Origin of the sequence: Kitasatospora sp. NBC_00458 (assembly GCF_036013975.1) — a bacterium.
GTDB lineage: Bacteria > Actinomycetota > Actinomycetes > Streptomycetales > Streptomycetaceae > Kitasatospora.
Window position 1 is genome coordinate 7,989,008 of record NZ_CP107904.1, and the last position, 21,993, is coordinate 8,011,000.

The 21,993-nt window shown below is 73.3% G+C and carries 17 protein-coding genes and 2 pseudogenes; 13 read left to right on the top strand and 6 right to left on the bottom strand.

Going from position 1 to position 21,993, the window contains the following annotated elements:
• Nucleotides 1-47: 47 nt before the first annotated feature.
• The 3 genes and pseudogenes from OG550_RS32590 to OG550_RS32600 all read right to left on the bottom strand — a co-directional run.
• Nucleotides 48-170, bottom strand: a pseudogene (locus OG550_RS32590) (IS5/IS1182 family transposase); the annotation flags it as partial.
• Nucleotides 171-278: 108 nt separating this feature from the next.
• Nucleotides 279-2,060, bottom strand: coding sequence for a reverse transcriptase/maturase family protein (locus tag OG550_RS32595; RefSeq protein ID WP_327673716.1), 1,782 nt, complete (start codon nucleotides 2,058-2,060; stop codon nucleotides 279-281).
• A 536-nt stretch (nucleotides 2,061-2,596) separates the two neighbouring features.
• Nucleotides 2,597-3,279 (bottom strand): annotated as a pseudogene (locus OG550_RS32600) (IS5 family transposase); the annotation flags it as partial.
• 88 nt (nucleotides 3,280-3,367) lie between these two features.
• On the opposite strand from OG550_RS32600, the gene OG550_RS32605 reads away from it, so the two are divergent.
• The gene (locus tag OG550_RS32605) at nucleotides 3,368-4,660 is read left to right on the top strand and encodes a sporulation protein (RefSeq protein ID WP_327673714.1); all 1,293 of its coding nucleotides are present in this window, start codon (nucleotides 3,368-3,370) and stop codon (nucleotides 4,658-4,660) included.
• Nucleotides 4,661-4,676: 16 nt separating this feature from the next.
• On the opposite strand, the gene OG550_RS32610 is transcribed toward OG550_RS32605, so the two are convergent.
• Nucleotides 4,677-5,027, bottom strand: coding sequence for a hypothetical protein (locus OG550_RS32610; protein WP_327673712.1), 351 nt, complete (start codon nucleotides 5,025-5,027; stop codon nucleotides 4,677-4,679).
• 195 nt (nucleotides 5,028-5,222) lie between these two features.
• On the opposite strand from OG550_RS32610, the gene OG550_RS32615 reads away from it, so the two are divergent.
• From OG550_RS32615 to OG550_RS32640, 6 genes are all read left to right on the top strand, one after another.
• The gene (locus OG550_RS32615) at nucleotides 5,223-5,726 is read left to right on the top strand and encodes an RNA polymerase sigma factor (protein ID WP_327673710.1); all 504 of its coding nucleotides are present in this window, start codon (nucleotides 5,223-5,225) and stop codon (nucleotides 5,724-5,726) included.
• Nucleotides 5,723-6,553, top strand: a complete 831-nt coding sequence (locus OG550_RS32620; protein ID WP_327673708.1) for a zf-HC2 domain-containing protein — start codon at nucleotides 5,723-5,725, stop codon at nucleotides 6,551-6,553. The genes OG550_RS32615 and OG550_RS32620 overlap by 4 nt, the downstream gene beginning before the upstream one ends.
• Before the next feature lie 141 nt (nucleotides 6,554-6,694).
• Nucleotides 6,695-7,501 carry an ABC transporter ATP-binding protein gene (locus OG550_RS32625; RefSeq protein WP_327673706.1) on the top strand — a complete coding sequence of 269 codons (807 nt, stop codon included), beginning with the start codon at nucleotides 6,695-6,697 and terminating at the stop codon, nucleotides 7,499-7,501.
• Nucleotides 7,498-8,901 carry a hypothetical protein gene (locus tag OG550_RS32630; RefSeq protein WP_327673704.1) on the top strand — a complete coding sequence of 468 codons (1,404 nt, stop codon included), beginning with the start codon at nucleotides 7,498-7,500 and terminating at the stop codon, nucleotides 8,899-8,901. The genes OG550_RS32625 and OG550_RS32630 overlap by 4 nt, the downstream gene beginning before the upstream one ends.
• Nucleotides 8,898-9,491, top strand: a complete 594-nt coding sequence (locus OG550_RS32635) for a hypothetical protein (protein WP_327673702.1) — start codon at nucleotides 8,898-8,900, stop codon at nucleotides 9,489-9,491. Before OG550_RS32630 ends, OG550_RS32635 begins: the two co-directional genes overlap by 4 nt.
• Before the next feature lie 177 nt (nucleotides 9,492-9,668).
• Nucleotides 9,669-10,628 carry a D-2-hydroxyacid dehydrogenase family protein gene (locus tag OG550_RS32640; RefSeq protein ID WP_327673700.1) on the top strand — a complete coding sequence of 320 codons (960 nt, stop codon included), beginning with the start codon at nucleotides 9,669-9,671 and terminating at the stop codon, nucleotides 10,626-10,628.
• A 126-nt stretch (nucleotides 10,629-10,754) separates the two neighbouring features.
• On the opposite strand, the gene OG550_RS32645 is transcribed toward OG550_RS32640, so the two are convergent.
• A complete protein-coding gene (locus OG550_RS32645) occupies nucleotides 10,755-12,350 on the bottom strand; it encodes a M4 family metallopeptidase (RefSeq protein WP_327673698.1) in 1,596 nt (531 codons plus the stop codon).
• A gap of 155 nt (nucleotides 12,351-12,505) precedes the next feature.
• Between OG550_RS32645 and OG550_RS32650 the strand changes: the two genes are divergently transcribed.
• A complete protein-coding gene (locus tag OG550_RS32650; RefSeq protein WP_327673696.1) occupies nucleotides 12,506-12,958 on the top strand; it encodes a GNAT family N-acetyltransferase in 453 nt (150 codons plus the stop codon).
• Between the two features lie 155 nt (nucleotides 12,959-13,113).
• Nucleotides 13,114-14,448, top strand: coding sequence for a hypothetical protein (locus OG550_RS32655; protein WP_327673694.1), 1,335 nt, complete (start codon nucleotides 13,114-13,116; stop codon nucleotides 14,446-14,448).
• Between the two features lie 111 nt (nucleotides 14,449-14,559).
• On the opposite strand, the gene OG550_RS32660 is transcribed toward OG550_RS32655, so the two are convergent.
• Complete coding sequence (locus OG550_RS32660) at nucleotides 14,560-16,833, bottom strand: AMP-binding protein (protein WP_327673692.1); 2,274 nt, start codon at nucleotides 16,831-16,833, stop codon at nucleotides 14,560-14,562.
• A 255-nt stretch (nucleotides 16,834-17,088) separates the two neighbouring features.
• On the opposite strand from OG550_RS32660, the gene OG550_RS32665 reads away from it, so the two are divergent.
• The 4 genes from OG550_RS32665 (at nucleotide 17,089) to efeU (ending at nucleotide 21,840) form a co-directional block, all read left to right on the top strand.
• The gene (locus OG550_RS32665) at nucleotides 17,089-17,913 is read left to right on the top strand and encodes an ABC transporter ATP-binding protein (protein WP_327683635.1); all 825 of its coding nucleotides are present in this window, start codon (nucleotides 17,089-17,091) and stop codon (nucleotides 17,911-17,913) included.
• A gap of 393 nt (nucleotides 17,914-18,306) precedes the next feature.
• Nucleotides 18,307-19,449: an iron uptake system protein EfeO gene (efeO, locus tag OG550_RS32670; RefSeq protein WP_327673690.1), complete on the top strand. Its 1,143-nt coding sequence runs from the start codon at nucleotides 18,307-18,309 to the stop codon at nucleotides 19,447-19,449.
• A 164-nt stretch (nucleotides 19,450-19,613) separates the two neighbouring features.
• Nucleotides 19,614-20,960, top strand: coding sequence for an iron uptake transporter deferrochelatase/peroxidase subunit (efeB, locus tag OG550_RS32675; RefSeq protein WP_327673688.1), 1,347 nt, complete (start codon nucleotides 19,614-19,616; stop codon nucleotides 20,958-20,960).
• Between the two features lie 40 nt (nucleotides 20,961-21,000).
• Nucleotides 21,001-21,840: an iron uptake transporter permease EfeU gene (gene efeU, locus OG550_RS32680; RefSeq protein ID WP_327673686.1), complete on the top strand. Its 840-nt coding sequence runs from the start codon at nucleotides 21,001-21,003 to the stop codon at nucleotides 21,838-21,840.
• Nucleotides 21,841-21,993: the final 153 nt, after the last annotated feature.

Here is a 21,993-nt window from a genome sequence, read left to right on the forward strand (position 1 = left end):
GCCCGGATGATCGAAAAGTGCGAGGGCGCCAGCCATAACTGATCGTTTCAGAATGATCTCTGGAGTCGTCGGAGGCAGATGATGCTGGCGGCGAGTTCGAGGAGTCCTTGGTGGAGGTCGGCTCGGCGTTCGTAGCGGGTGCGCAGTCGTTTGAACTGGTGGAGCCAGGCGGTTGGGTCGGCCGCGCGGCGAGGTGCCTGCCCGTGGCAGGTCCTTTTCCGCGCGGCCTCCCGCCGAACCGGACATGACGGTTTCCCTGTCATCCGGCTCTCCAGTGATCACGGCGTGAGTGATCGGGCCGTTCGCGCTTCGTGGATGCGGTCATGGCAGGCAGTGCAGGCCACGAGGGTCTTGCGCCGCCGGTCGAGCATGACGCGCGCCCAGTCGGACGGCGGCCATCCGGCACGGGCGAGATCGGCAAGGGCTCGGACGTGATGCACCTGGACATCACCGGTGGCCCCGCAGACCTCGCATGTGTCCGCCAGGAGCCTGGTGATCAGCTCCTTCTGCGGATAGTCCACCCCGACAGGCCGACGGTCGACGACCTTCGCCGATCGCTGCTGCTGGAGAGGGATTCCACCGAACCGTGCCACCAGCGGCTGCCTGTTCTTCCGCTCGATGTGGGCCTCGAAGCAGACTCGGGGCCCGTTGGGTGTGTCGATTCTGGCCTTGTGCTTGGCGGCCATCTTCGTCACGGTCGAACGGTGCTTGGCCGCAAGGGTCTTGAGCATGGATGTCTCCATGACCCATTGCAGGCGGTGCAGCCGGAAGACGTCTCCGGCGAGCAGGTAGTACTGGACGATGCCCCGGTAGACGGCCCCGAACGTGGCGACGATCGCGTGATCGCTGCCGTTGGTCAGTTCCGTTCGCTTCGCGGGCTTGCCGCAGGCGAGGTAGGGCTCGCACTTGGCCTTGATCACGTCCCTGGGGACGCGAAGGGCGATCTGACCGTTGACCCTGCGGTAGCGGCCGGTCTTCTTCGTGTCGTTGTGCTGGGTCGTGATCTCGTAGCCGAGAAACCGCGCCGCCCGGGTTCGGGCGTGAGTGACCAGCGTCTTCTCCCGGGAGAGTTCCAGCTTGAGTTCGTCACGCAGGAATTCCGCCAGGCGATGCTTGATCTGCTCGGCCTCGGCTTTCGGTCCGGTGAATCCGAGGAGGTGGTCGTCTGCGTAGCGGACATAGCGAAGCCTGCGATATGACGGGTCGTTGGGATCCGCACTCGGCAGGCTCACCATCCGCTGACGCAGTATCCGGGCCTGGACCCGGTCACCGCGCCGGCGGGCTTTCGCCAGCAGCTTCTGCAACTCCAAATACGCCGGGTTGCGAACCCGGCGCTCTCCACGGGTGTACTCCGGGATCAGAACCTTCTCAACGAACTCGTCCAACCGGTGCAGGTATATGTTGGAAAGGATCGGGGAAGCCACTCCGCCTTGCGGCGCTCCGGAGAGCGTGGCACCCCATTTCCAGTCCTCCAGGTATCCGGCTGTCAGCATGTTGCGCACCAGCCGCAGGAACCGCTGGTCACGGATCTTCTCGCCGAGGATCGACAGCAGGACCTGGTGATCCAGGCTGCCGAAGCAGTCGGCGATGTCCCCTTCGACGAACCAGGAAGTCCCGGTCCAGGTGTGGGCCACCTCCCGCAGTGCGGTGTGGCAGCCCCGTCGGGGACGGAATCCATGAGATCGGTCGGAGAACGTCGGCTCGTAGTACGCCTCCAAGAGCAGGCGGACCACCTCCCCGACGAGCTTGTCCGACCAGGTCGGCAGCCCCAGCGGACGCGTGGTCCCGTTCTTCTTCGGGATGTGCACGCGCCTGACCGGCCGGAAGCGGTAGCGCTCGTGGCGCATCGCCTCGATGATCCGGTCGATCTTCCGCTGGGACATGCCGTCCACGGTTTCCGGCGTGGCCCCGGGCGTCATTGCGCCGTGGTTGGCGTAGATGCGACCGTAGGCCAGCAGATACAACTGCGGGTTGAACAGCTGTCGATACAGTTCGTCGCACGGCAGATGGCGCCTGCCGCGCTCACGCAGGACACCCAGCACCGTTGCGGCGCTCTGCATTTCGCATACCTCCCCATATCCGGGTGTCCGAATCACCTGGCCCCCTTCGCCCTGCGGACGGCTTTCCCGCCCTCCCCGGCCGGGCGTGACTCCGGCGACTACTACGGGGCCTCCGTCGCCATAGGACTCGCGTCCCGTAGGCGATCCCACGTTCGTCCCTGTCTGTACGTTCTAGCGCGACTTAGGCGTCCCACTCATCTCCTTGAATGTCCTCGCTGGACATCGCTCCGAACCCCGGAAGTTGCACCAGGCCAACAATCGAAACCGGTGCAGGGTCGGCGTCGGTTTCAGCTGTCTTTCCGACGGATGGGAACTTGCATCTTCTGGAGATTGGGCTTCAAACAATCCAGTCTTCGCCATATCGCACGGGCCGCCCGCTGCACCGTCCCTGGCAACTGGGCCCGGTCACCGGTTTCCTGACATGCTCTTGTCCCCTTCACCTTTCGGATCCAGGTGAGTCATCCGGCCCAGGAACCTCCTTCCGAGTTCCTCCCGGCTGAGCCGGGGATACAAACAGAGCGCCTCGTGGCGCACAAGGTCCGCTCGACGACCCAGCGGGTGCGACCGAGCCCGGACCCGTGGGCGACGCCGCGGCGCGCGATCAGGGGCTTGATGCCTCGCTTCCACAGGAGGCGGCGGTACTTGTCGAAGTCGTAGCCGCGGTCGGCAAACAGCCGCCGGGGCCTGTTGCGAGGTCTTCCGCGCAGGCCCCGGATGCGGGGTATCGCGTCCAGGAGCGGGATCAACTGCGTGACGTCGTGTCGGTTTCCGCCGGTCACCGACACGGCCAGCGGGGTGCCGTGGCGGTCCACGATCACATGATGCTTTGAACCCGGCCGTCCTCGGTCGACGGGCGAGGGGCCAACGTGATCCCCCCTTTGAGCGCCCTGATGTGGGAGCCGTCGATCGCGCAATCGTCCATGTCCAGGCCGCCGTTGGCCCGAAGCTCAGCCAGCAGGGCCTCGTGCAGCTGTGGCCAGACGCCGGCCTCGGTCCAGTCCCGCAGGCGACGCCAGGCAGTCACTCCTGAGCAGCCCACGGCGTCCGCGGGAACGTCGCGCCAGGCGACACCGGTTCGCAGCACGTACATCACACCCGCAAGCGCCGCCCGGTCCGGAACGCGCAGTCGCCCGGGATAGCGCCGACGCCGCGCGGGAGCGGGTGGCAGCAGCGGAGCCACACGCTCCCACAGACCGTCCGGAACAAGATCAGCACGCACCCGCACACCCTGCCGACCAAGATCGCCTGAGCGCAAGACCTTGAGCCCAAGTCATTCTGAAACGATCAGTAAGTCGCTGGCCCATCGTGTGAACCAGCTGGCCCATGTGGCCGGGCTGACCACGACGTACACGCATACCTCGGTCGCGAACTGGTGCCGCCGGGGCATGGTCCCCGACTGGCCGGTGCCCAAGCTGTTGGCCCAGGCGATCGGCGAACGGCTCGGCAGGTCCGTGCAGTTGGCGGAGATCGGTATGGCGGATGCGCAGACACCGGACGCCGCGGCGGGGTTGGATTTCCCGCGAGACCCCGCCGACGCCGTGCGCGTCGCCACTTCGTTCTGGAGTTCCGTGAACCGCCGCGACTTCCTCGCCGGATCCGGGTTCGCCGTTGCCTCGTTCACGACGCCGGTGACCCGGTGGCTGGTGAGCCCGGCCGATGACTCCTCCGCCCATCGTGGCAGCGGCCGGGTCGGCGCCGTCGACCTTGCCGAACTGCGGGAGGCGGCCGACGACGCCCGGCGGTGGGACTCGAAGTACGGCGGCGGGAACTGGAAGGCGAACTCGGTGACGGCGTGCCGGCAGGAGCGGGCGGTGCCGCTGCTGAACGGGTCGTTCGGCGACGAGGTGGGCCGTGAGCTGTTCTCGGTCACCGCGGAGCTGTCCCGCCTGGCAGGCTGGACCGCCTTCGACGTCGGTCAGCACGAGGTCGCCCAGCGACACTTCATCCAGGCACTCCGCCTTGCCCGGGCCGGCGGTGACGTGCAGCTCGGCTGCTATGTGCTCACCACGATGGCGATGCAGACCCTGCTGCGGGGCTTCGCCAGTGAGGCCGTCGACATGACCCAGGGCGCCTTCGAGCGGGCCAAGGGCCAGGCCGCCCCCAGGGTCCTGGCGTTCACCAAGCTCATCGAGGCGCGGGCCCATGCCCGCGACAACGACGCCAGGGCGGCCTCGGCCGCGCTGACCGCCTCCGAGAGCCTGCTCGGCCGGGCCCGCGACGGCGGCGAGGAACCGGCGTGGATCGACTTCTATCACCACGCCCGGCTCTCCGCCGACGCTGCCGAGGTGTTCCGCGACCTGCGGAAGCCGAAGGAGGCGCTCGTCTGGAACGCGCAGGCCGCGGCCATGCGACCGGGCGTGTTCACCCGCTCGGTGGGCATGCGCCTGGCGATCGTGGGGACCGCTCACCTCCAGGGCGGCGATCTCGACCAGGGGCTGCGACTCGGTCACCAGGCCGTCGACATCCTCGCCCGCGTCCAGTCCAGCCGGGCCCTGGACTACGTCCGCGAGTTCAACGCCGCCCTCACCCCCTGGCGCCGCGAGACGGCCGTCCGCGACTTCGTCCACCGGACCCGGCACGAACTCGGCGTCGCCGCGTGACCCGCACCTGCCGTGCTCAGGACAGGTGCGGGGACCGGCGGGGCAGCGCCCTCACCTTCGCGGCGTCCGCGTCGCGGCCCGAGAGCGCGGCGTTCTCCAACGCGAGCGGATCGAGGGCGTTCGCGCAGGTCTGGAGCCGTGCCTCCGGCTGTTGACAGTGGGCCTGGAGGGCGGCGTGCCCCTCCTTGGGTTCCTCGAACGCGTCGGCGGAGCGGACGTGGGACGACCTCCTCGCCTCGGCCTTCGCGGTCTCGGCCTGGAAATGGTCCTTCTGGTCGGAGTGCTGGTGGGGCAGGTGCCAGCGCTTGACGTTCGCCTCGACGGCCAGCCGGCTGACGTCGTGGTCCGGAAGTCGGGCGGGTGCCACCCCCGCCCGTCGCCCCGTGCCGCGGTGCCCGGACGCGGGGTCCGATCGCGGAGCCGCCTCGCGGTGTCCGCCCGGGGCGTGACGCGGATCACGCCCCGGGGAAAACCTGCAGGCCCGGCCGGGCGTCTAGCAGGTGTGAAACGGGTTGGGGCGGCAGCGCCGCAGGAACTGGACGAGGAACACCTCCTGAGGCGGGTGGCCCGGGGAGACCGGGCCGCCTTCGAGGAGCTGTACCGGCGCACGTCGCCGTGGCTGGCGGTGCGCCTGAACCGGCGCTGCGCCGACCAGCAGATCGTCGCCGAGGTCATGCAGGAGACGTACCTCGCGGTGTGGCGGGCGGCGGGCTCGTTCGCCGGGGGCCGGACCGGCGGTACGGCGGTCGGGTGGCTGTGGACGATCGCCGCCCGCCGCCTCGTCGACGCGTTCCGGCGCAGGGCCCACCACGCGGAGCCGCCGGCCGCCGCCGCCCCGCACCCCGTGGCGCCCGCCGCCGAGGAGGAGGCACTGGTGGCGACCGTCGGCGGGGACGTCGGGGACGCACTGCGGCGCCTCGCGCCGGAGCTCAGGGACGTCCTGCAGGCGATGGTGCTCGACGGACTGTCCGTCCGGGAGACCGCCGTGCTGCTCGGACTGCCCGAAGGAACGGTCAAGACCCGTGCCCGCCGGGCCCGGATCGCGATGCGGGAGGCACTGGCATGAACGTGGAACACGCGTCGGCACGGCTCATCGACGGGTACGCCCGCGGTGGCACGGACCTCGCCGCGGACGAGGTGTGGGCCCTGGAGGCCCATCTGGAGGGCTGCCGGCCCTGCCGCGACCGGCTGTCGGCCGCCGTCGCGGCCGGGGCGCCCGCCCTGGCGGCGCTGACCGAGGCCGTCTGGTCCGACCTCGAACGGCAGCTGGCCGCGGCCGCCCCGGCACCGGCGCGCCGTCGCCGGAGGGTGTGGCGGTCGGCGCGCCCGGCGGTGTGGGCGCCGCCCGCCGCCCTGCCGTGGCCGGCCATGCTCCTGGCCGTGACGCTGCTCGCGCTGCTGCCGGACCTGGTGGGCGCCGGACCCGGCCGGGTGTCCGTGCTGCTGCTGCTCGCCCCGGTCCTGCCGGTGTGCGGGGTGGCGGCCTCCTGGTCGCGCGGCCTGGACCCGGCGTACGAGCTGACGGCCTCCACACCGAGGGCGGGACTCCAGCTGGTGCTGCGGCGCACCGCCTCCGTGCTCGCCGTGGTGGTCCCCGCCTTGCTGGTGGGGGGATGGGTGACGGGGGTGACGGCCGTGCAGTGGCTGCTGCCCTGCCTGGCCTTCACCTCGATGACGCTGGCGCTCGGCGGGGTGATCGGCGTGACCCGCGCCGCCGTCGTCCTGGTGGCGGCATGGGCCGGGGTGGTGGCGGCGCCGACGCTGGCCACCAGCCGTACGGCCTTCGCCCTGCAGACGGGTGGTCTGCCGGTGTGGGGGCTGCTCCTCGTGCTCGGGGTCGCCGTCGTGGTCGTCCGCCGGGGTGCCTACACCGTGCTGGGAGCCCACCGCTGAGCCCCTCCGCATCCCGCCGAACCCCCCGCGTCGAGCCGCCCACCCCCGACCGCCGTCCCCCGACCGCCGGACCCCGGCCGCCCCGTCGACCCGCGTCCCCCGTCCCCCGTCCCCCGTCCCCCGAAAGAACAGGAACGCACGATGCCCGCAGTGAGCAGGGCCGACATCGCCCCCACGGCCTACGCCTGGGAGATCCGGGCGACCGGACTGAAGGTCAGGGTCGGCAGGAAGAGGATGGCCGTCGACGGACTGGACCTGTCGCTGGGCACCGGCGTCCACGGTCTCCTGGGCCCCAACGGAGCGGGCAAGACCACCCTGATCCGGGCCCTGGCCACCGTCCTGCGCCCCGCCGGGGGTGAGCTGGAGCTGCTCGGGGAGTCCGTGGGCGGGCTGGGCGAGCACCGCGCGCTGCGCCGCCGGATCGGCTACCTCCCCCAGGAGTTCGGCTACTACAGGCGTTTCACCGTGCGCGAGTTCGTCGAGTACATGGCCTGGCTGAAGGAGGTGCCCACCGCGGACATCCCCGGGGCGGTGCAGCGCGCCGTCGAGCGGGTCGGCCTGGCGGACCGGGCCGACGAGCGGATGAAGGCGCTGTCGGGCGGGATGGTGCGGCGGGTCGGCATCGCGCAGGCCATCGTCAACGACCCGGCCCTGCTGCTGCTGGACGAGCCGACGGTCGGCCTGGACCCGGCGCAGCGGCTGCGCTTCCGGGGACTCCTCCAGGAGCTGGGGACGGACACCTGCGTGGTCGTCTCGACCCACCTGGTGGAGGACGTCGCCGCCGCCTGCACCGACGTGGTGCTCTTCGCCGAGGGGAGGCTGGTCTTCCAGGGCACCCCGGACGAGCTGGCCGCGGCGGGCGGTCCGGAACACGTGGGGGACAGCCCGCTGGAGCGCGGCTACTCGGCGCTGCTGGTCGACCCCGTCCGGACGAGGGGGGCCTGGTGAACCCGAACCCCGGCCGGACGAACCTCCGCGTCCTGCGCATCGAGCTGCGGCGGTCCGTCGCCCCGTGGGCCGGCGTCCTCGTCCTGGTGTCGGCGCTCGCGTTCCTGCACCTCGTCCCCGGCGCCTGGTGGAAGGGGCCGGCGCTGTGGACGGCGCAGTGGACCTCGATGGCCCTGTGGACCAGGTTCCTGCTGGTCTTCCTGTGGCCGCTCGCGGTGGGCCTCGGGGCGCTCCAGGGGCTGCGCGACTCCCGTTCGAGGATGTCCGAACTGCTGAGCAGCACGCCGCGTCCGGCCCGGCACCGCGCGGCGGCCCTCGCGGGTACGACGGCCTTCGCCCTGGTGTCGGCCTTCGCGCTGGTCGTCCTCGTGGGCGCGGTGCGGGTGCTCGCCGGCGGCGCCGCGTACGCCCACCTGGGCTGGCTCCCGATCTCGCTGGTGGGGGCGCTCGCGCTGGCCGCCGGGGCGGTCCTGGGCATGGGGGTGGCGCGGGCCCTGCCGTCCGTCCTCACCCCGCCCGCCCTGGCCGTGGGCGCCTTCCTGTTCGTCACCCTCCTGCGGCGGACCACGGACGCCGAGGTGCCGACCTCCGGCGCGCCGAACCGTCTCGCGCTGCTGTCGCCCCTGGTGGCGGAGGTGCGCCAGCCGCTCCTCACGCTCTCCGCCCCCGTGCACGCCGGGCAGACGTTCTGGCTGCTCGGGGCGGCCGCGACGGGTCTGGCGCTGCTGGCCGCCGCCACCCGGCGGGGGCGGGTGCTCGCCCTCACCCCGCTCCTGGCGGGCGGGGCCGCTGCCCTGCTCCTGCTCCCGGCCGGACCCCGCGACACGTACGTCGTCGACCGGGCCGCGGCGGCGCAGGTGTGCGACGGCCCGGTGTGCGTGACGACCGCCGAGCGGGCGCGGCTCGGCGATCTGGCGGGGCGCGGTGCCGAGGTGCTGCGCCTGCTGCGCGGCGCCCTGGGCGACCAGGCGCCCACGGGGATCCGCGAGACAACCCTCCTGCGGGGGCTCCTCGATCCGGCGGAGCGGTCGGACGACGCGCTGCTCCTCGACTTCGGCGACGCGGCGATCGGTGAGGCCGGGGGAGGGGAACTGACCCGGGCGCTGGTCGCCCAGGGCGTGGTCCCGTTGTGCAACGCCCGCAGCGGCGTCGAGAGCGGCTCGCTGGAGGAGGCCGTCGCACAGAGCATCGCGGCCGCCTGGGTCCTCGGGGACCTCCGGCAGCTCGAAGGGACCATGCACGGCGCCAAGGACTGGGCGGACGAGGCCCGCCCGGTGTGGGAGCAGCTCATCGCGTTGCCGCAGCCGGAGCAGCGGCGGCGGATCGGTGCCCTGCACGCCGCGGCCGTCTCCTGTTCGGGCGGCCTGCTCACCGAGCTGACGGGCGGTGCGTCCCGGTGAGGTGGCTGACGCTGTACGCGCGCTCGCGGCAGGTGCCCGCCTCGCTGGCCGCGGTGCTGGCCGGCGCGGCCGCGGTGGCGGCGCTCGCCGGGATCGGCGGCGGGGGGACGGCGGATCCGCGGCTGTCCACGCTCGTCCTCGCCGCGGGGGCGGCGGCGGTCTCGGTCGGACTCGGCGGGCAGGACCTCGCGCTGGACCGGACGGCCGCGATCCGCTGGGTACCGCGCAGGGCGGCGCACGTGCTGCTCTGCGGGGTGCTCGTCGCCGCCGTCCTCTGGGCGGTGCGGGCGGTGGGCGGCGAGCCGGCCTCCCCCGCCTTCGTCGTGCGCAACAGCGCGGGGCTGATGGGGCTGGTCGCCGTCGGGGCGGCCTGGTGCGGGCAGCGGTACGCGTGGACCCCGCTCTTCGCCTGGCTGCCGTTCGCCTTCGCCGCCCCGGCCGCGACGGGCACGACGGGTGGGACGGGTGTGGCGACGCAGGTGCTGACCTGGATGCTGCAGCCGCCCGGCACGCCGGCCGCCACCTGGACGGCCGGGCTCCTCGCCGTCGCGGGCACCGCCGTCTACGCCACCGGCGGCCCGAGGCGCTAGGTCGGCCCCCGTCCCTTGTCCGCCCCCTCCCACCGATCCCCTCCCACCGATCCCTCCGACCGACCCCCTGGCGCCGAACCTCTGACGCCCGAGCCGGGGCGAGCCGGGGCGGGGAGGGGAGGGGAGGGGAGGGGCGGGGGCGGACGACGGCGGGCGGCGTCTGGAAGAGTGCGGATCATGAAACTTCGCTGCGCCGTACTCGACGACTTCCAAGGGGTGGCCACCAGTCTCGCCGACTGGTCGCCGGTCGCGGACCGGGTGGAGGTGGTCGCGTTCCGGGAGCACTTCGGCTCCGAGGACGAACTCGTGCGCGCCGTGGCCGACTTCGACATCATCGTGACGCTGCGGGAGCGGGTGGCGTTCCCGGCGGAGCTGTTCGGCCGGCTTCCCCGGCTGCGGCTGCTGGTGGCCTCGGGCATGCGGAACTCGGTGATCGACCACGAGGCGGCCCGCGCGCACGGCGTGACCGTCTGCGGGACGGCGAGTTCCTCGACGCCGCCGGTCGAGCTGACCTGGGCGCTGCTCCTCGGGCTGGCGCGCGGGCTGGTGGAGGAGAGCACGGCGCTGCGCGGCGGCGGGCCGTGGCAGAGCACGGTGGGGGCCGATCTGGCGGGCCGCAGGCTGGGGCTGCTGGGGCTGGGGAGGATCGGTGCGCGGGTGGCCCGGGTGGGGCTCGCGTTCGAGATGGACGTGGTGGCGTGGAGCCGCAACCTGACGGAGGAGCGGGCGGCGGGGGTGGGCGTGCGGCGGGCCGGGTCGATGGAGGAACTGCTGAGCGGGAGCGACTTCGTCTCCGTCCACCTGGCGCTCGGGGACCGCACCCGGGGGCTGCTCGGCGCGCCCGAGCTGGCGCTGCTGAAGCCGACCGCGTACCTGGTCAACACCTCGCGGGCGGCCATCGTGGACCAGGGGGCGCTGCTCGCGGCGCTCGCCGGGGGGCGGTTCGCGGGTGCGGCGGTGGACGTCTTCGACCAGGAGCCGCTGCCCGCCGGCCACCCGGTGCGGACGGCTCCCCGGCTGCTGGCGACGCCGCACCTGGGGTACGTGTCGCAGGACAACTACCGCCGGTACTACGGCGATGCGGTGGAGGACATCGCGGCGTTCCTGGCCGGTGCGCCGGTCCGGGTGCTGGGCTGAGCCTCCGGCGGGCGCACGGCCGCGGCCACGGCCACGGCCACGGGTACGGGTACGGCCACGGCCACGGGTACGGCCCGCCACCCCCCGGGGGAAGGGTGACGGGCCGTACGTCCGGCGAGGCGGGGATCAGCCGACGGAGACGGCGCTCCAGGCGGCTGCGACCGCCTTGTACTCGGTGCCGGTGGCGCCGTAGAGGTCCCTGGCGGCGTTCAGGGAGGCGGTGCGGGCGCCCTTGTAGTCGGTGGTGGACGTCATGTAGACGGTCAGCGCGCGGTACCAGATCTTGGCGACCTTCTGGTTGCCGATGCCGGTCACGGTGGACCCGTTGCAGGTCGGGCTGTTGTAGGAGACGCCGTTGACGGTGCGGGCGCCGCTGCCCTCGCTGGCGAGGAAGAACCAGTGGTTGCCGACGCCCGAGGAGTTGTGGACGTCGAGCTGCCCGACCTTCCTCGTCCAGCAGTCGGCCGAGCCGCCGTCCAGTGACGGCTTGTCGAAGCGGCGCAGCCACGGCGGGGTGGACTGGTCGCTGAACAGGTAGTCCGGCTTGTCGACGGGGTTGTCGGCGTACCACTCGACCATGGTGCCGAAGATGTCGGAGGTCGACTCGTTGAGGCCGCCGGACTCGCCGCTGTAGCGGAGGTTGGCGGTGGCGCTGGTGACGCCGTGGGTCATCTCGTGGCCCATGGTGTCGAGGTCGACCTGCTCGGGGTCGACGTTGCCGTCGCCGTCGCCGGTCATCATGCAGAAGCAGGTGTCGGACCACTGGGCGTTGTCCCACCTGGTGCCGACGTGGACGAAGACGGTGGCGCCCTTGCCGTCGTTCTTGATGCCGCTGCGGTTGAAGACGTTCTTGTAGTAGTCGTACGTCCAGGCGGTGTTGGCGTGGGCGTCGACGGCGGCGGTGGCGCGGTCGGTGGAGAACTTCCTCCCGTCGCCCCAGACGTTGTCGGCGTCGGTGAAGAGGGTGCCCGAGGTCGGGGTGAGCGAGCCGGCGCCGGCGTTGTGCGCGTCCCTGGTGGTGTGGTGGCGCACCGGGTCGATCAGGGCGTAGCCGCCGGACTGCGGGGTGGTGTCGATGGTGACGTCGCCGGTGTACTCGGAGTGGCCGAGGCCGGCGGCCTGGTGCTCGGAGTCGTAGGACTCGATCTGCTCGCCGCTGCGGGCGTCGGTGACGACGACGCGGCCCGCGGGCTGGCCGTGGTCGCCGGTGCCCTGGACGGTGGTGCGCCAGGCGAGGCGCGGGGTGCCGTCGGCGGCCCAGACGACCAGCTCGGGGGAGCTGGTGGCGTCGCTGACGCCGGGAGCGGCTTCGAGTGCGCGGCCGGCGGTGAGCTGGGCGGGGACCTTGGGGACGATCGAGCTCACGGCGGCGTCGTGGGCGGCGGCGCGGGAGGAGTCCTTGAGGCGGCCGCGGGCGTCCTGGTGCACCACCAGGTCGCCGCCGACGACGGGCAGGCCGAGGTAGGTGCGGTCGAAGCGCACGTGCCGGCTGCCGTCGGCGTCCAGCACGACGTCCTTCACGACCAGGTCCTGGCCGTCGCCGTAGCCGAAGACCGCGGCGTTGCGGGTGACGTTGGAGCGGGCCTGGGCGATCGCCGCGTCGCGGTCGGAGGGGGACGCGGCGGAGGCGGTGCCGGCCGTGAAGGTGGCGGCGAGGAGGGCGGCGGTGGCCGCTATGGCTCCGGCCGCGAGGGGGCGGCGGGAAGAGGAGGTGGGGCTCACTCTGACTCCAGTCGGGGTAGCTGCAGGGAAGGAGCTGCCCCGAGATTGACGGTGGACCGTCAGGGTGAGCTAGAGAAGGCGTCATTTCTTGACCAAGTCGTGGCCTGTACTGATCAAAATCGATCGGTTGTGAACTCCTCCTCTACGATCCCGCCATGACAACCCCCCAGGATCACCGAACTGTGGAGTACGTCTGGCGTGGTCCCTTCACCGACCACGAGCTGGACGCCCTGCACGCCGCGGCCTTCACCGGCCCCGTCGGTCCCACCGGCCCCGGGAGCCCCGCGGCGGCCGCCACCCCCTGGCGCGCCCGGCTGGAGCGCCACAGCGCCGGGTGGGTCTGCGCCCGGCCCGCACCCGACGGCCCGCTGCTCGGCTTCGTCAACGTGCTCTGGGACGGCGGCGTCCACGCCTTCCTCCTCGACACCGCCGTCGACCCGGGGGCCCACCGCCTCGGGATCGGCACCCGGCTGGTCGCCGCGGCCGCCGAGGGCGCCCGCGCGGCCGGCTGCGACTGGCTCCACGTCGACTTCGAACCGCACCTGCGCCCCTACTACTTCGGCGCCTGCGGCTTCCGGCCCACCGACGCGGGGCTCCTCGCCCTCTGAGCACCGGGCGGGCCCGGCGCGGCCGGTGGGTGCACCCGGCGCGCCCGCCGGGCCGCCGCGCTCCCCGGGGCCGCCGCCCACCCGCCCGCACCACCCGCCGCACCACCCTCCCCGACCCGTCGCCACCGCCCCCGCGCAGGCCGTACCCTCGCGGAATGGACGGATGGGTGGGGGCCTGGACCGGCGGGCGGCGGGCCGTGCACGTGGGCAACGTCGCCGACTTCAACGCACAGTTCCTCGACGGTCGGATGGACCGGGAGCAGCGGGAGCGGCGGCTGCAACAGGCCCACCACTACGCGGGGATGGCGACCTGCTACAGCCCCGAACCGGCGGTGCTGGTGCTCCCCGCGGAGGTCGAGCGGGACTGGATCGACTGGCTGGCCCGCGAGTTGGAGTGGGGCCCGGTCGAACTGCACAGCGGAGTCGCGCAGCGGGAGACGATCGCCCGGGCGCTGGAACGGCGGCCCGCGCTGGCGGCGCGGATCGCGGACGGCGGCGGTCCGGCACTCTTCTGGGGCCGGACCCCGGCACAGGGCGAGGGGCCGGAGCTGGCCGCGGTGCGCCGCTACGAGTCGAAGGCGGCCGCACACGAACTGTTCACCGGACTCGCCCCCGACCACCCGGGCGTGCGGGTACCCCGCCAGGAGCACGCGGACGGTCCGCGCCGGGCCGCGCGCCGGCTGGCGTTCCGGGCGGCCCGGGGGCTGACCACGGTGGTGAAGAGCCCGCACGGGGTGGGCGGGTACGGGACGGTGGTGGTCACGCCGCAGGAGGTGTTCGCGGCCGGCGGGGCGCGGGCCCTGCTCCGCCGGCTGGAGCGGGACGAGGTGCTGCCGCCCGCCGGCGGCCTGCTGCTGGAGGAGTACGTGGACGGCGGACCGGCGGGCTCCGGCCGGCTGCGCGACCTCACCTTCGACGCGGTGATCGGCGAGGACGGCCGGGTGCACCCGGTGGGCGTCGGTGAGATGGCCGTGGACGGCACCCGGTACCAGGGGGTGACGGTCGGTCCGGGCGTGGTGCCGCCGGGAGCGGCGGCCACCGTGGAGCGGTTCGGGCTGGCCGTGGGCGAGCGGCTGGCCGCGGCGGGCCACCGGGGCTGGTTCGACGTGGACTTCGTGACCGACCGGGAGCGGCGGCCCGCCCCGACCGAGGTGAACCTGCGGCTCACCGGACCGGCCGTCGCGTTCGTGCTGCGGCAGCGGCTGGACCGGGTGCGCGGGCCGGGCCACCTCGTCCGCACCCTGGACGCGATGCCGCTGGGCGCCCGGCTCTCCCAGGAGGCGCTGTACCGGCACCTGGACCGGCTGCGCCCGCAGTGCGCCCGGCTCGGCGCGACCGTCCTGCCGCTGATCGTGACGGCCGGGTACGAGCCGGAGCCGACCGTCGGCCTGGCGCTCGCCGCGCACAGCACCGAGGCGCTGGACGCGGCGGAGGCACTGCTCGGCGCGGGCCACCACGCGCTGGGCCGGATGTTCGAGGCCCTGCGCTGAGCCACCCGCACGGCGGCCCGGGCCCCGCACCCGCCCGGCGCCGTACCCGCTCCGGGCCCCGAACCTACCGCCGGCCGGCCGTTCACCCGCCGCCGGCCGACGGGCGGACCGTCACCTCGGCTTCGTCGGGCTCGGACGCCGCCAGGCCAGGAACCGGACCACCACGGCGGCCGAGACCATCAGCGCGACGTTGAAGAGGTAGACCAGCAGCGACTGCCGGGGCCAGTCGGTCGGCGCGCTGGTCCGGTACGTGTTGTCCTGCGGCCACCAGGAGGCCAGCAGCCAGAACACCGCCAGGTACGCGGGCACCGACAGCCACGCCGGCCGCTCCAGCCGGGCGAGCACCACCGGACCCGCGAAGAGCCAGGCCATGCCGAGGCCGAACGATCCCCACTCGAAGACGTACAGCACCCGGAAGTACGTGGCGTACGGCCCCGGGACGGCGGAGACGTCCGTGGAGCCCGGCCAGATCAGGTCGGTCAGCACCCACGCCAGCACCGCGAACGGCAGCGCCGCGGCCAGCCAGCCGCAGCCGGTCGCGCCGTCGTGCCCGGCCGCGGCCCGCAGCCGGGCACCGCCCTTGCCGCCCGAGCCCTTCCGCGCGACGGTGCGCCGGGGCGCGGTGTGGTCGGCGGGGGCGGGCAGCGGCAGCGCGCCGTGGTCGAGCTTCCCGGCCCGCGTGCGCGGCAGCTCGGGCAGCGGCACCACGGCCGCCGGAGCGTCGCCCTCGGAGAACTCGGCGGCGAGCCGGGCGTTCAGGTAGGCGGAGAGCGACCACCCGTCGGTGTCGGGGGCCCCGGGCTCGGTCACCGCGTAGGCCACCCGCTCCCGCCGGGTGGGCGAGACCTGGACCGTGGTGACCACCGCCTCCCGCACCCCGGGATGCGCGCGCAGCAGGGCCTCGACGCGGTTCGCCGCCACCACCCCGCGCACGACGGTGTAGGCCAGGGCCTCCGCAGCCTCCATGGACGCGGCCGGCGCGGTGGGCCTGGCGAGGCCCGGCGTCCCGAGGGCGGTCGAGGCGCGGGCGACGAACTCCAGGACCCCGCCGGGCCCGAGGCGGCCGTAGTCACCGGTGCGCAGGACCCTGCCGTCCGGGTCGTAGACGGCCCGGACGAACCGTTGCGCGGTCTCGGCCGCCCGGTTGAGGTAGCCGCGGCCGAGCCCCGGGCCGGCGAGCGCGATCTCGCCGACCGTCCCGGGCGGGGCGGGGAAGCCGTCCGTGCCGAGGACGTGGACCCTGACGCCCGGGAAGGGCACGCCGACCAGCGAGAGCCGTTCGCCGTCCGGCACGTCGTTCGCGTCCGGCGGCTCGTACCAGGTGCTGTCGACGGCGGCCTCGGCCAGCCCGTACACGTTGATCACCCGGGTCTCCGGGCCCAGCAGCCGCTTCAGGGCGAGGTGTTCGTCCAGCCAGAACTTCTCGGCGCCGACGGTGAGCACCCGCACGCCGGGCAGCCGGGAGCCGCTCGCGGCACGCGCCCGGGCCCGGGCGGCGGCGACCGCGCCGACCGCACCGCCGTCCGGGTGGCCGCTCGCGCCGCCGGGCTCCCCGTCGGCCACGGCGAGGTGGGCCGCGAGGCGGCGCGCGTTGCGGACGTTCAGCTCCAGCACGGTGATCCGCTCGTCGGCGACGAGCGCCGGCAGGTCGGTGATCTCGGCGCTGCGGTCCAGGGTGTGGTTGCGCGGGGCGACGACGAGCGTGGCGCCGGAGCAGAGCGCGCGGATCCAGTCGGCGGTGAAGACGTCGAACTCCAGGCTCGCCGTCGTCAGGATCCGGTCGGCGGGGGAGAGTCCGTACACCTCGCACCACCCGTGGTGCAGGGCCAGCAGGTTGCGGTGCTCGACCAGCACGCAGCGCGGCTCGCCGGTGGTGCCCGAGGTGGTGAACACCACCGCCGGATCCTCCGGTCCGACGCCCTCCGTGCGCGGCAGGGCGGGCAGTCCGGCGATCCCGGCGGCCGCCGAGTCCACGCAGACCACGGTGCGCGCGCCCGCGTCGGAGAGCCGCAGGCGGTGGCTCTCCTCGGTGACGACGAGCACCGGGTCGGTCTCGGCCAGCACGTGCCGCAGCAGCGGGTCGGGCGCGCTCGGTTCGAGCGGCACGTACGCGGCGCCGGTCTTCAGCACGGCGAGCAGCGCGACGTACACCTCGGTGCCGCGGCCGAACGCGACGGCGGCGCGCCGGCCGGGGGTGAGGCCCAGGCCGGCCAGGTGGCGGGCCAGCCGGTCGGCCCGGGCGTCGAGCTCCGCGTAGCCGAGCTCCCGCCCGGCGCACCGGACGGCCACCGCGTCGGGCGTCCGCCGCGCGTGCTCCTCGAACCGTCCGTGCAGCGTCCCGGCCCGCCCCGAACCGGTCTCCACCGGTTCGTTCGTCCCTGCCATGACCACGCCCCCTCCACCGTGCGGATCCTGCCTCGCGGGACGGCTCGGCCGGCCCGCGCGGTTCCCCGATCCTCCTGCCAACTGCCGCTCTGCAACAGGGGCGTGCGGAAGGTGACCGGTGTCCACCGCTCGGACGCCCCGGCCGTCCCCGGGCCGACGGTTGTACTCTGCACGCGGACGGTCGGCGCCGCGCCCGCCCGGTTCGGCGCCGTGCCCGAGACCCTGCCCGGCACCCACCCCCGGAGGCCCGCCGCCATGAGCACGCCCGATCCTTCCTTCGCCGGCCCGCTGCTGCGCACCCGCGGCGTCGACGTCGTACGCGACGGGCGTCACCTGCTGCGCGGGATCGACCTGGAGATCCGCCCGGGCCAGCACTGGGCGCTGCTCGGCCCCAACGGCGCCGGCAAGTCGACACTGCTCGCCCTGCTCGGCGCGGTCTCCCACCCCACCCGGGGCGAGGTGGACGTGCTCGGCCGCCGGCTGGGCCGGGTCGACGTCCGCGAGCTGCGCGCCCACCTCGGCCACGTCAACCCGCGGCACCCGCTCCGCTCGCCGCTGACCGTGCGCGAGGTGGTGCTCACCGGCCTGACCAACACCATCGAGCCGGACCTGCACCGCAAGCCGGTCCCGGAGGAGCTCGACCGTGCCGAGCGCCTGATCGACACCCTGGGCATGGCGGCCGCGGCGGAGTCGCCGTGGACCACGCTCTCCCAGGGCGAGCGGGGGCGGGCGCTGATCGCCCGTGCCCTGATGCCCAGCCCGCGCCTGCTGCTGCTCGACGAGCCGGCCACCGGGCTGGACCTGACCGCCCGCGAGCTGCTGCTGGACAGCCTGGACCTGCTGCGCCACCAGCACCCGGACCTGGCGAGCGTGCTGGTGACGCACCACCTGGAGGAGCTGCCGGAGTCGACCACGCACGCGCTGCTGCTGCGCGAGGGGGAGACGGTCGCCGCGGGTCCGGTCGACGAGGCGATGACCACCGAGCTGGTGAGTGCGACCTTCGGCCACCCGATCCGGATCAGTCGGCACGAGGGCCGCTGGACCGCCCGCGCCGCCGCCCGCCGGGCTCCCGGGCGCTGAGCGGGGCCACCGTCCCGTCCGGTCCCGGCCGTCCGCCCGCTCCGCTCTCGTCCGTCCGGTGCCCCCACCCCCTCCGCCCGGGGTGGGGGCACCGTCGGCTGCGGGCGTGCCACCCGGGGCACGCGCCCCCTGCCCGCTTCGGCGCGCCGGTGAGCGAGCCGTCCGCGAGCCCCGATGGCCGAAAATGATCGTCCTACCGGCCGGTAGTCCGTGCCGCAACCACTCCCACCTGCATCGACGACCTTGCCTAAGCTTTACCGTCGCGGGAATGGACGGCGAAATCCGATATCCATAAGGTATGCCTAAGCTAAGTGGGCGGGGGGCCGACAGTGCCTTTCCCCGTCCACGCTCAGCCCTGCCCTCATTCGCCCCGCCCTGACCGCTGGAGCTTGCATGTCCGCCCGTCGTTCCACCGCAGCCATGCTGCTCACCCTCGCTGTGGCGAGCGCCGCGTTGGCCGGCTGCTCGCAGAAGAAGGACGACAAGGCCTCCTCCGACGCCGTCAAGGTCAATGCCACCGACACCGCCTGCGAGGTCTCGAAGACCACGTTCCCGGCCGGTCACGTCGTCCTGGACATCGCCAACAAGGGTTCGAAGACCACCGAGGTCTACGTCTACGCCGAGGGCGACAAGATCGTCACCGAGCGGGAGAACATCGGCCCGGGGACGAAGGCGAGCATCACCGCCGAGATCAAGGCCGGTTCGTACGAGATCGCCTGCAAGCCGGGGATGGTCGGTGACGGCATCCGCCAGAAGATCACCGTCACCGGCGGGGAGGGTTCCGCGGCGGCGGCCGACCCGCGTCTGACGGCCGCGGTCGGCGCCTACCGCACGTACGCGCAGGAGCAGGCGGACGCCACGATCCCGGCCGTCGAGGCGTTCGCCGCCGCGGTCAAGGGCGGGGACGTGGAGAAGGCCAAGTCGCTGTTCGCGCCCTCGCGGACCGGCTGGGAGCGCACCGAGCCGGTGGCGGAGAGCTTCGGCGACGTGGACCCGAAGACCGACACCCGCGAGGACGGCCTGGAGCCGGGCCAGGAGTGGACGGGCTGGCACCGCCTGGAGAAGTCGCTGTGGGCGGATGGGAAGATCGGCGACGAGGAGAAGAGGCTCGCCGACCAGCTGGTCGCGGACCTGAAGGACTGGCAGAAGAAGATCCCCGAGGCGGAGATCACCGCGACCGGCATGGCCAACGGCGCCAAGGAGCTCCTCGACGAGGTCGCCACCGGGAAGGTCACCGGTGAGGAGGACCGCTACAGCCACACCGACCTCGCGGACTTCGCCGCGAACGTCGAGGGCGCGAAGAAGGCGTACGAGCTGCTGAAGCCGGTCGCCGCGGAGAAGGACGCCGAGCTGGCGAAGACCCTGGACGCCGAGTTCACCGCGCTGGAGGGCCTGCTGGCCAAGTACAAGCAGGCCGACGCCTCGTACACCTCCTACGACAAGGTCACCGAAGCCGAGCGCAAGACCTTCTCCGACGCGGTCAACGCACTGGCCGAGCCGCTGTCCAAGCTCGCCGCCGCGGTCTCCCCGAAGTAGACCGACCCGAGGTAGGTCTTCTCGAAGTAGACCTCCCCGAAGTAGGTCGTCGCCCCGTCGGTGCGGTCGGCGGGCCCCACCGGGCCGCCGACCGCACCGGCGGGGCCCGCCCACCGCACCACCCCGTACCACCCGGTTCCAGTACAGAGAAGGGCCTGTCGCCGATGGACGCCGAGCAGGAACAGCAGGACGCCGCCTCGGACGTGGCCGCGGACGTGGCCTCGGATGTGGCCTCGGATGTGGCCTTGGATGTGGCCGGTGTTGGTGGGGGTGGGTTCAGTCGTCGTGTGGTGATCGGGTGGGCGGGTGCGGGTGTCGCGCTGGGTGCGGCGGGTGTCGGTTCGGTGGCGGCCGCGACCCGCCGGGACGACCCCGTCCCGGGTGCGCCCGCCGCGGTGGGTGGGGACGTCCCCTTCTACGGGGAGCACCAGTCGGGGATCGCGACCCCGGTCCAGGACCGTCTGCACTTCGCGGCGTTCGACGTCTCCGCGTCCGCGACGCGTGAGTCGCTGGCGCGGATGCTGAAGGAGTGGACGAGGGCCGCGGCCGCGATGACGGGCGGGCGCGAGGTGGGCAGCGGTGCGGCGAGCGGTCTGCCCGAGGCGCCGCCCGACGACACCGGTGAGGCGTTGGGCCTGCCCGCGTCCCGGCTGACGCTGACCATCGGTTTCGGCCCGACCCTGTTCGACAAGGACGGCACGGACCGTTTCGGCCTGAAGGCGAAGCGCCCCGAGGCGCTGATCGACCTGCCCCGTTTCAAGGGCGACAACCTCGACCCGCAGCGCAGCGGCGGGGACCTGTGTGTGCAGGCGTGCGCGGACGATCCGCAGGTCGCGGTCCACGCGATCCGCAACCTGGCCCGGATCGGGATGGGGACGGTCAACATCCGCTGGTCGCAGCTGGGGTTCGGCAAGACGTCCTCCACGACGCCCGACGCCCAGACGCCGCGCAACATGATGGGTTTCAAGGACGGTACCCGCAACATCGCGGGTAGCGACACCGCCCGGCTGGCGCGGGACGTGTGGGTGGCGCCGGGTGAGGGTCCGGAGTGGATGACCGGTGGCTCCTATCTCGTCGCGCGTCGGATCCGGATGCACGTCGAGACGTGGGACCGGACGTCGCTGAAGGAGCAGGAGGACGTGTTCGGCCGTACCAAGGGCGAGGGCGCGGCCTACGGCAGGACCCGGGAGCACGACGACCCGGACCTCGCCGCGATGCCCGCGGACGCGCATGTGCGCCTGGCCCACCCGGACTCCAACGGCGGGCGGATGATCCTGCGCCGCGGGTTCTCCTTCACCGACGGCACCGACGGCCTGGGCCGCCTGGACGCGGGCCTGTTCTTCCTGGCCTACCAGCGCGACAGCCGCACCGGTTTCGTCCCGCTCCAGCAGCGTCTGGCCGCGTCCGACGCGCTCAACGAGTACATCCAGCACGTCGGTTCGGCGCACTTCGCCTGCCCGGCGGGTATCCGCAAGCCCGGCGAGTGGTGGGGCCAGGCCCTGTTCGGCTGACCTCCCGACCCCCTGCCGCGAACCCCCCTGAGGAGGTGCCGTGTTCGGCAACTACCTGATCGGCCTGCGCGAGGGCCTGGAAGCCAGCCTCGTCGTCTGCATCCTGATCGCCTACCTGGTCAAGACCGGCCGCCGGGACCGGCTCCCGCCCGTGTGGGCCGGCGTCGGCGCCGCCGTCGCGCTGTCGATGGCGTTCGGCGCGGTGCTGCAGTACGGCTCCACCCAGCTCACCTTCGAGGCCCAGGAGGCACTCGGCGGGACGCTGTCGGTCATCGCGGTGGGCCTGGTCACCTGGATGGTGTTCTGGATGCGCCGCACCGCCCGGCACCTGAAGGCCGAACTCCACGGGAAGCTGGACGCCGCGGTCGCCATGGGCACGGTCGCGCTCGTGGTCACCTCCTTCCTCGCGGTCGGCCGCGAGGGCCTGGAGACCGCGCTGTTCATCTGGTCCGCGGTCCAGGCCACCGACGACGGCTACAACCCGATCATCGGCGCCGCCCTGGGCCTGGCCACCGCGATGGTGCTGGGCTGGCTGTTCTACCGCGGCGCCCTGAAGATCAACCTCGCCCGGTTCTTCACCTGGACCGGCGCCATGCTCGTCGTCGTCGCCGCGGGCGTCCTCGCCTACGGCGTCCACGACCTCCAGGAAGCCGGCTGGCTGCCCGGCCTGCACGACCGGGCCTTCGACATCAGCACCACCATCCCCAAGGACAGCTGGTACGGCACCCTCCTCAAGGGCGTCTTCAACTTCCAACCCGACCCCACCACACTCCAACTCACCGTCTGGGCCGCCTACCTCGCCCCGACCCTCGCCGCCTTCTACGGCCTCTTCGGCAACCGCCCCGCCAAACCCGCCAAACCCGCCACCCCGACCCCCTGAGACCGCCGACCCGACCCGTCTGAAGCGGTCGACCCGACCGCCAGAGCGAAGAGTTCAGGCCTCACCGCACCACCTGGAGCCCCGACCGGCAGCACGCCGGACGGGGCTCCGCGCATGACACGGGCGACCCGGACAGGCGGTGTGCTGACGCCC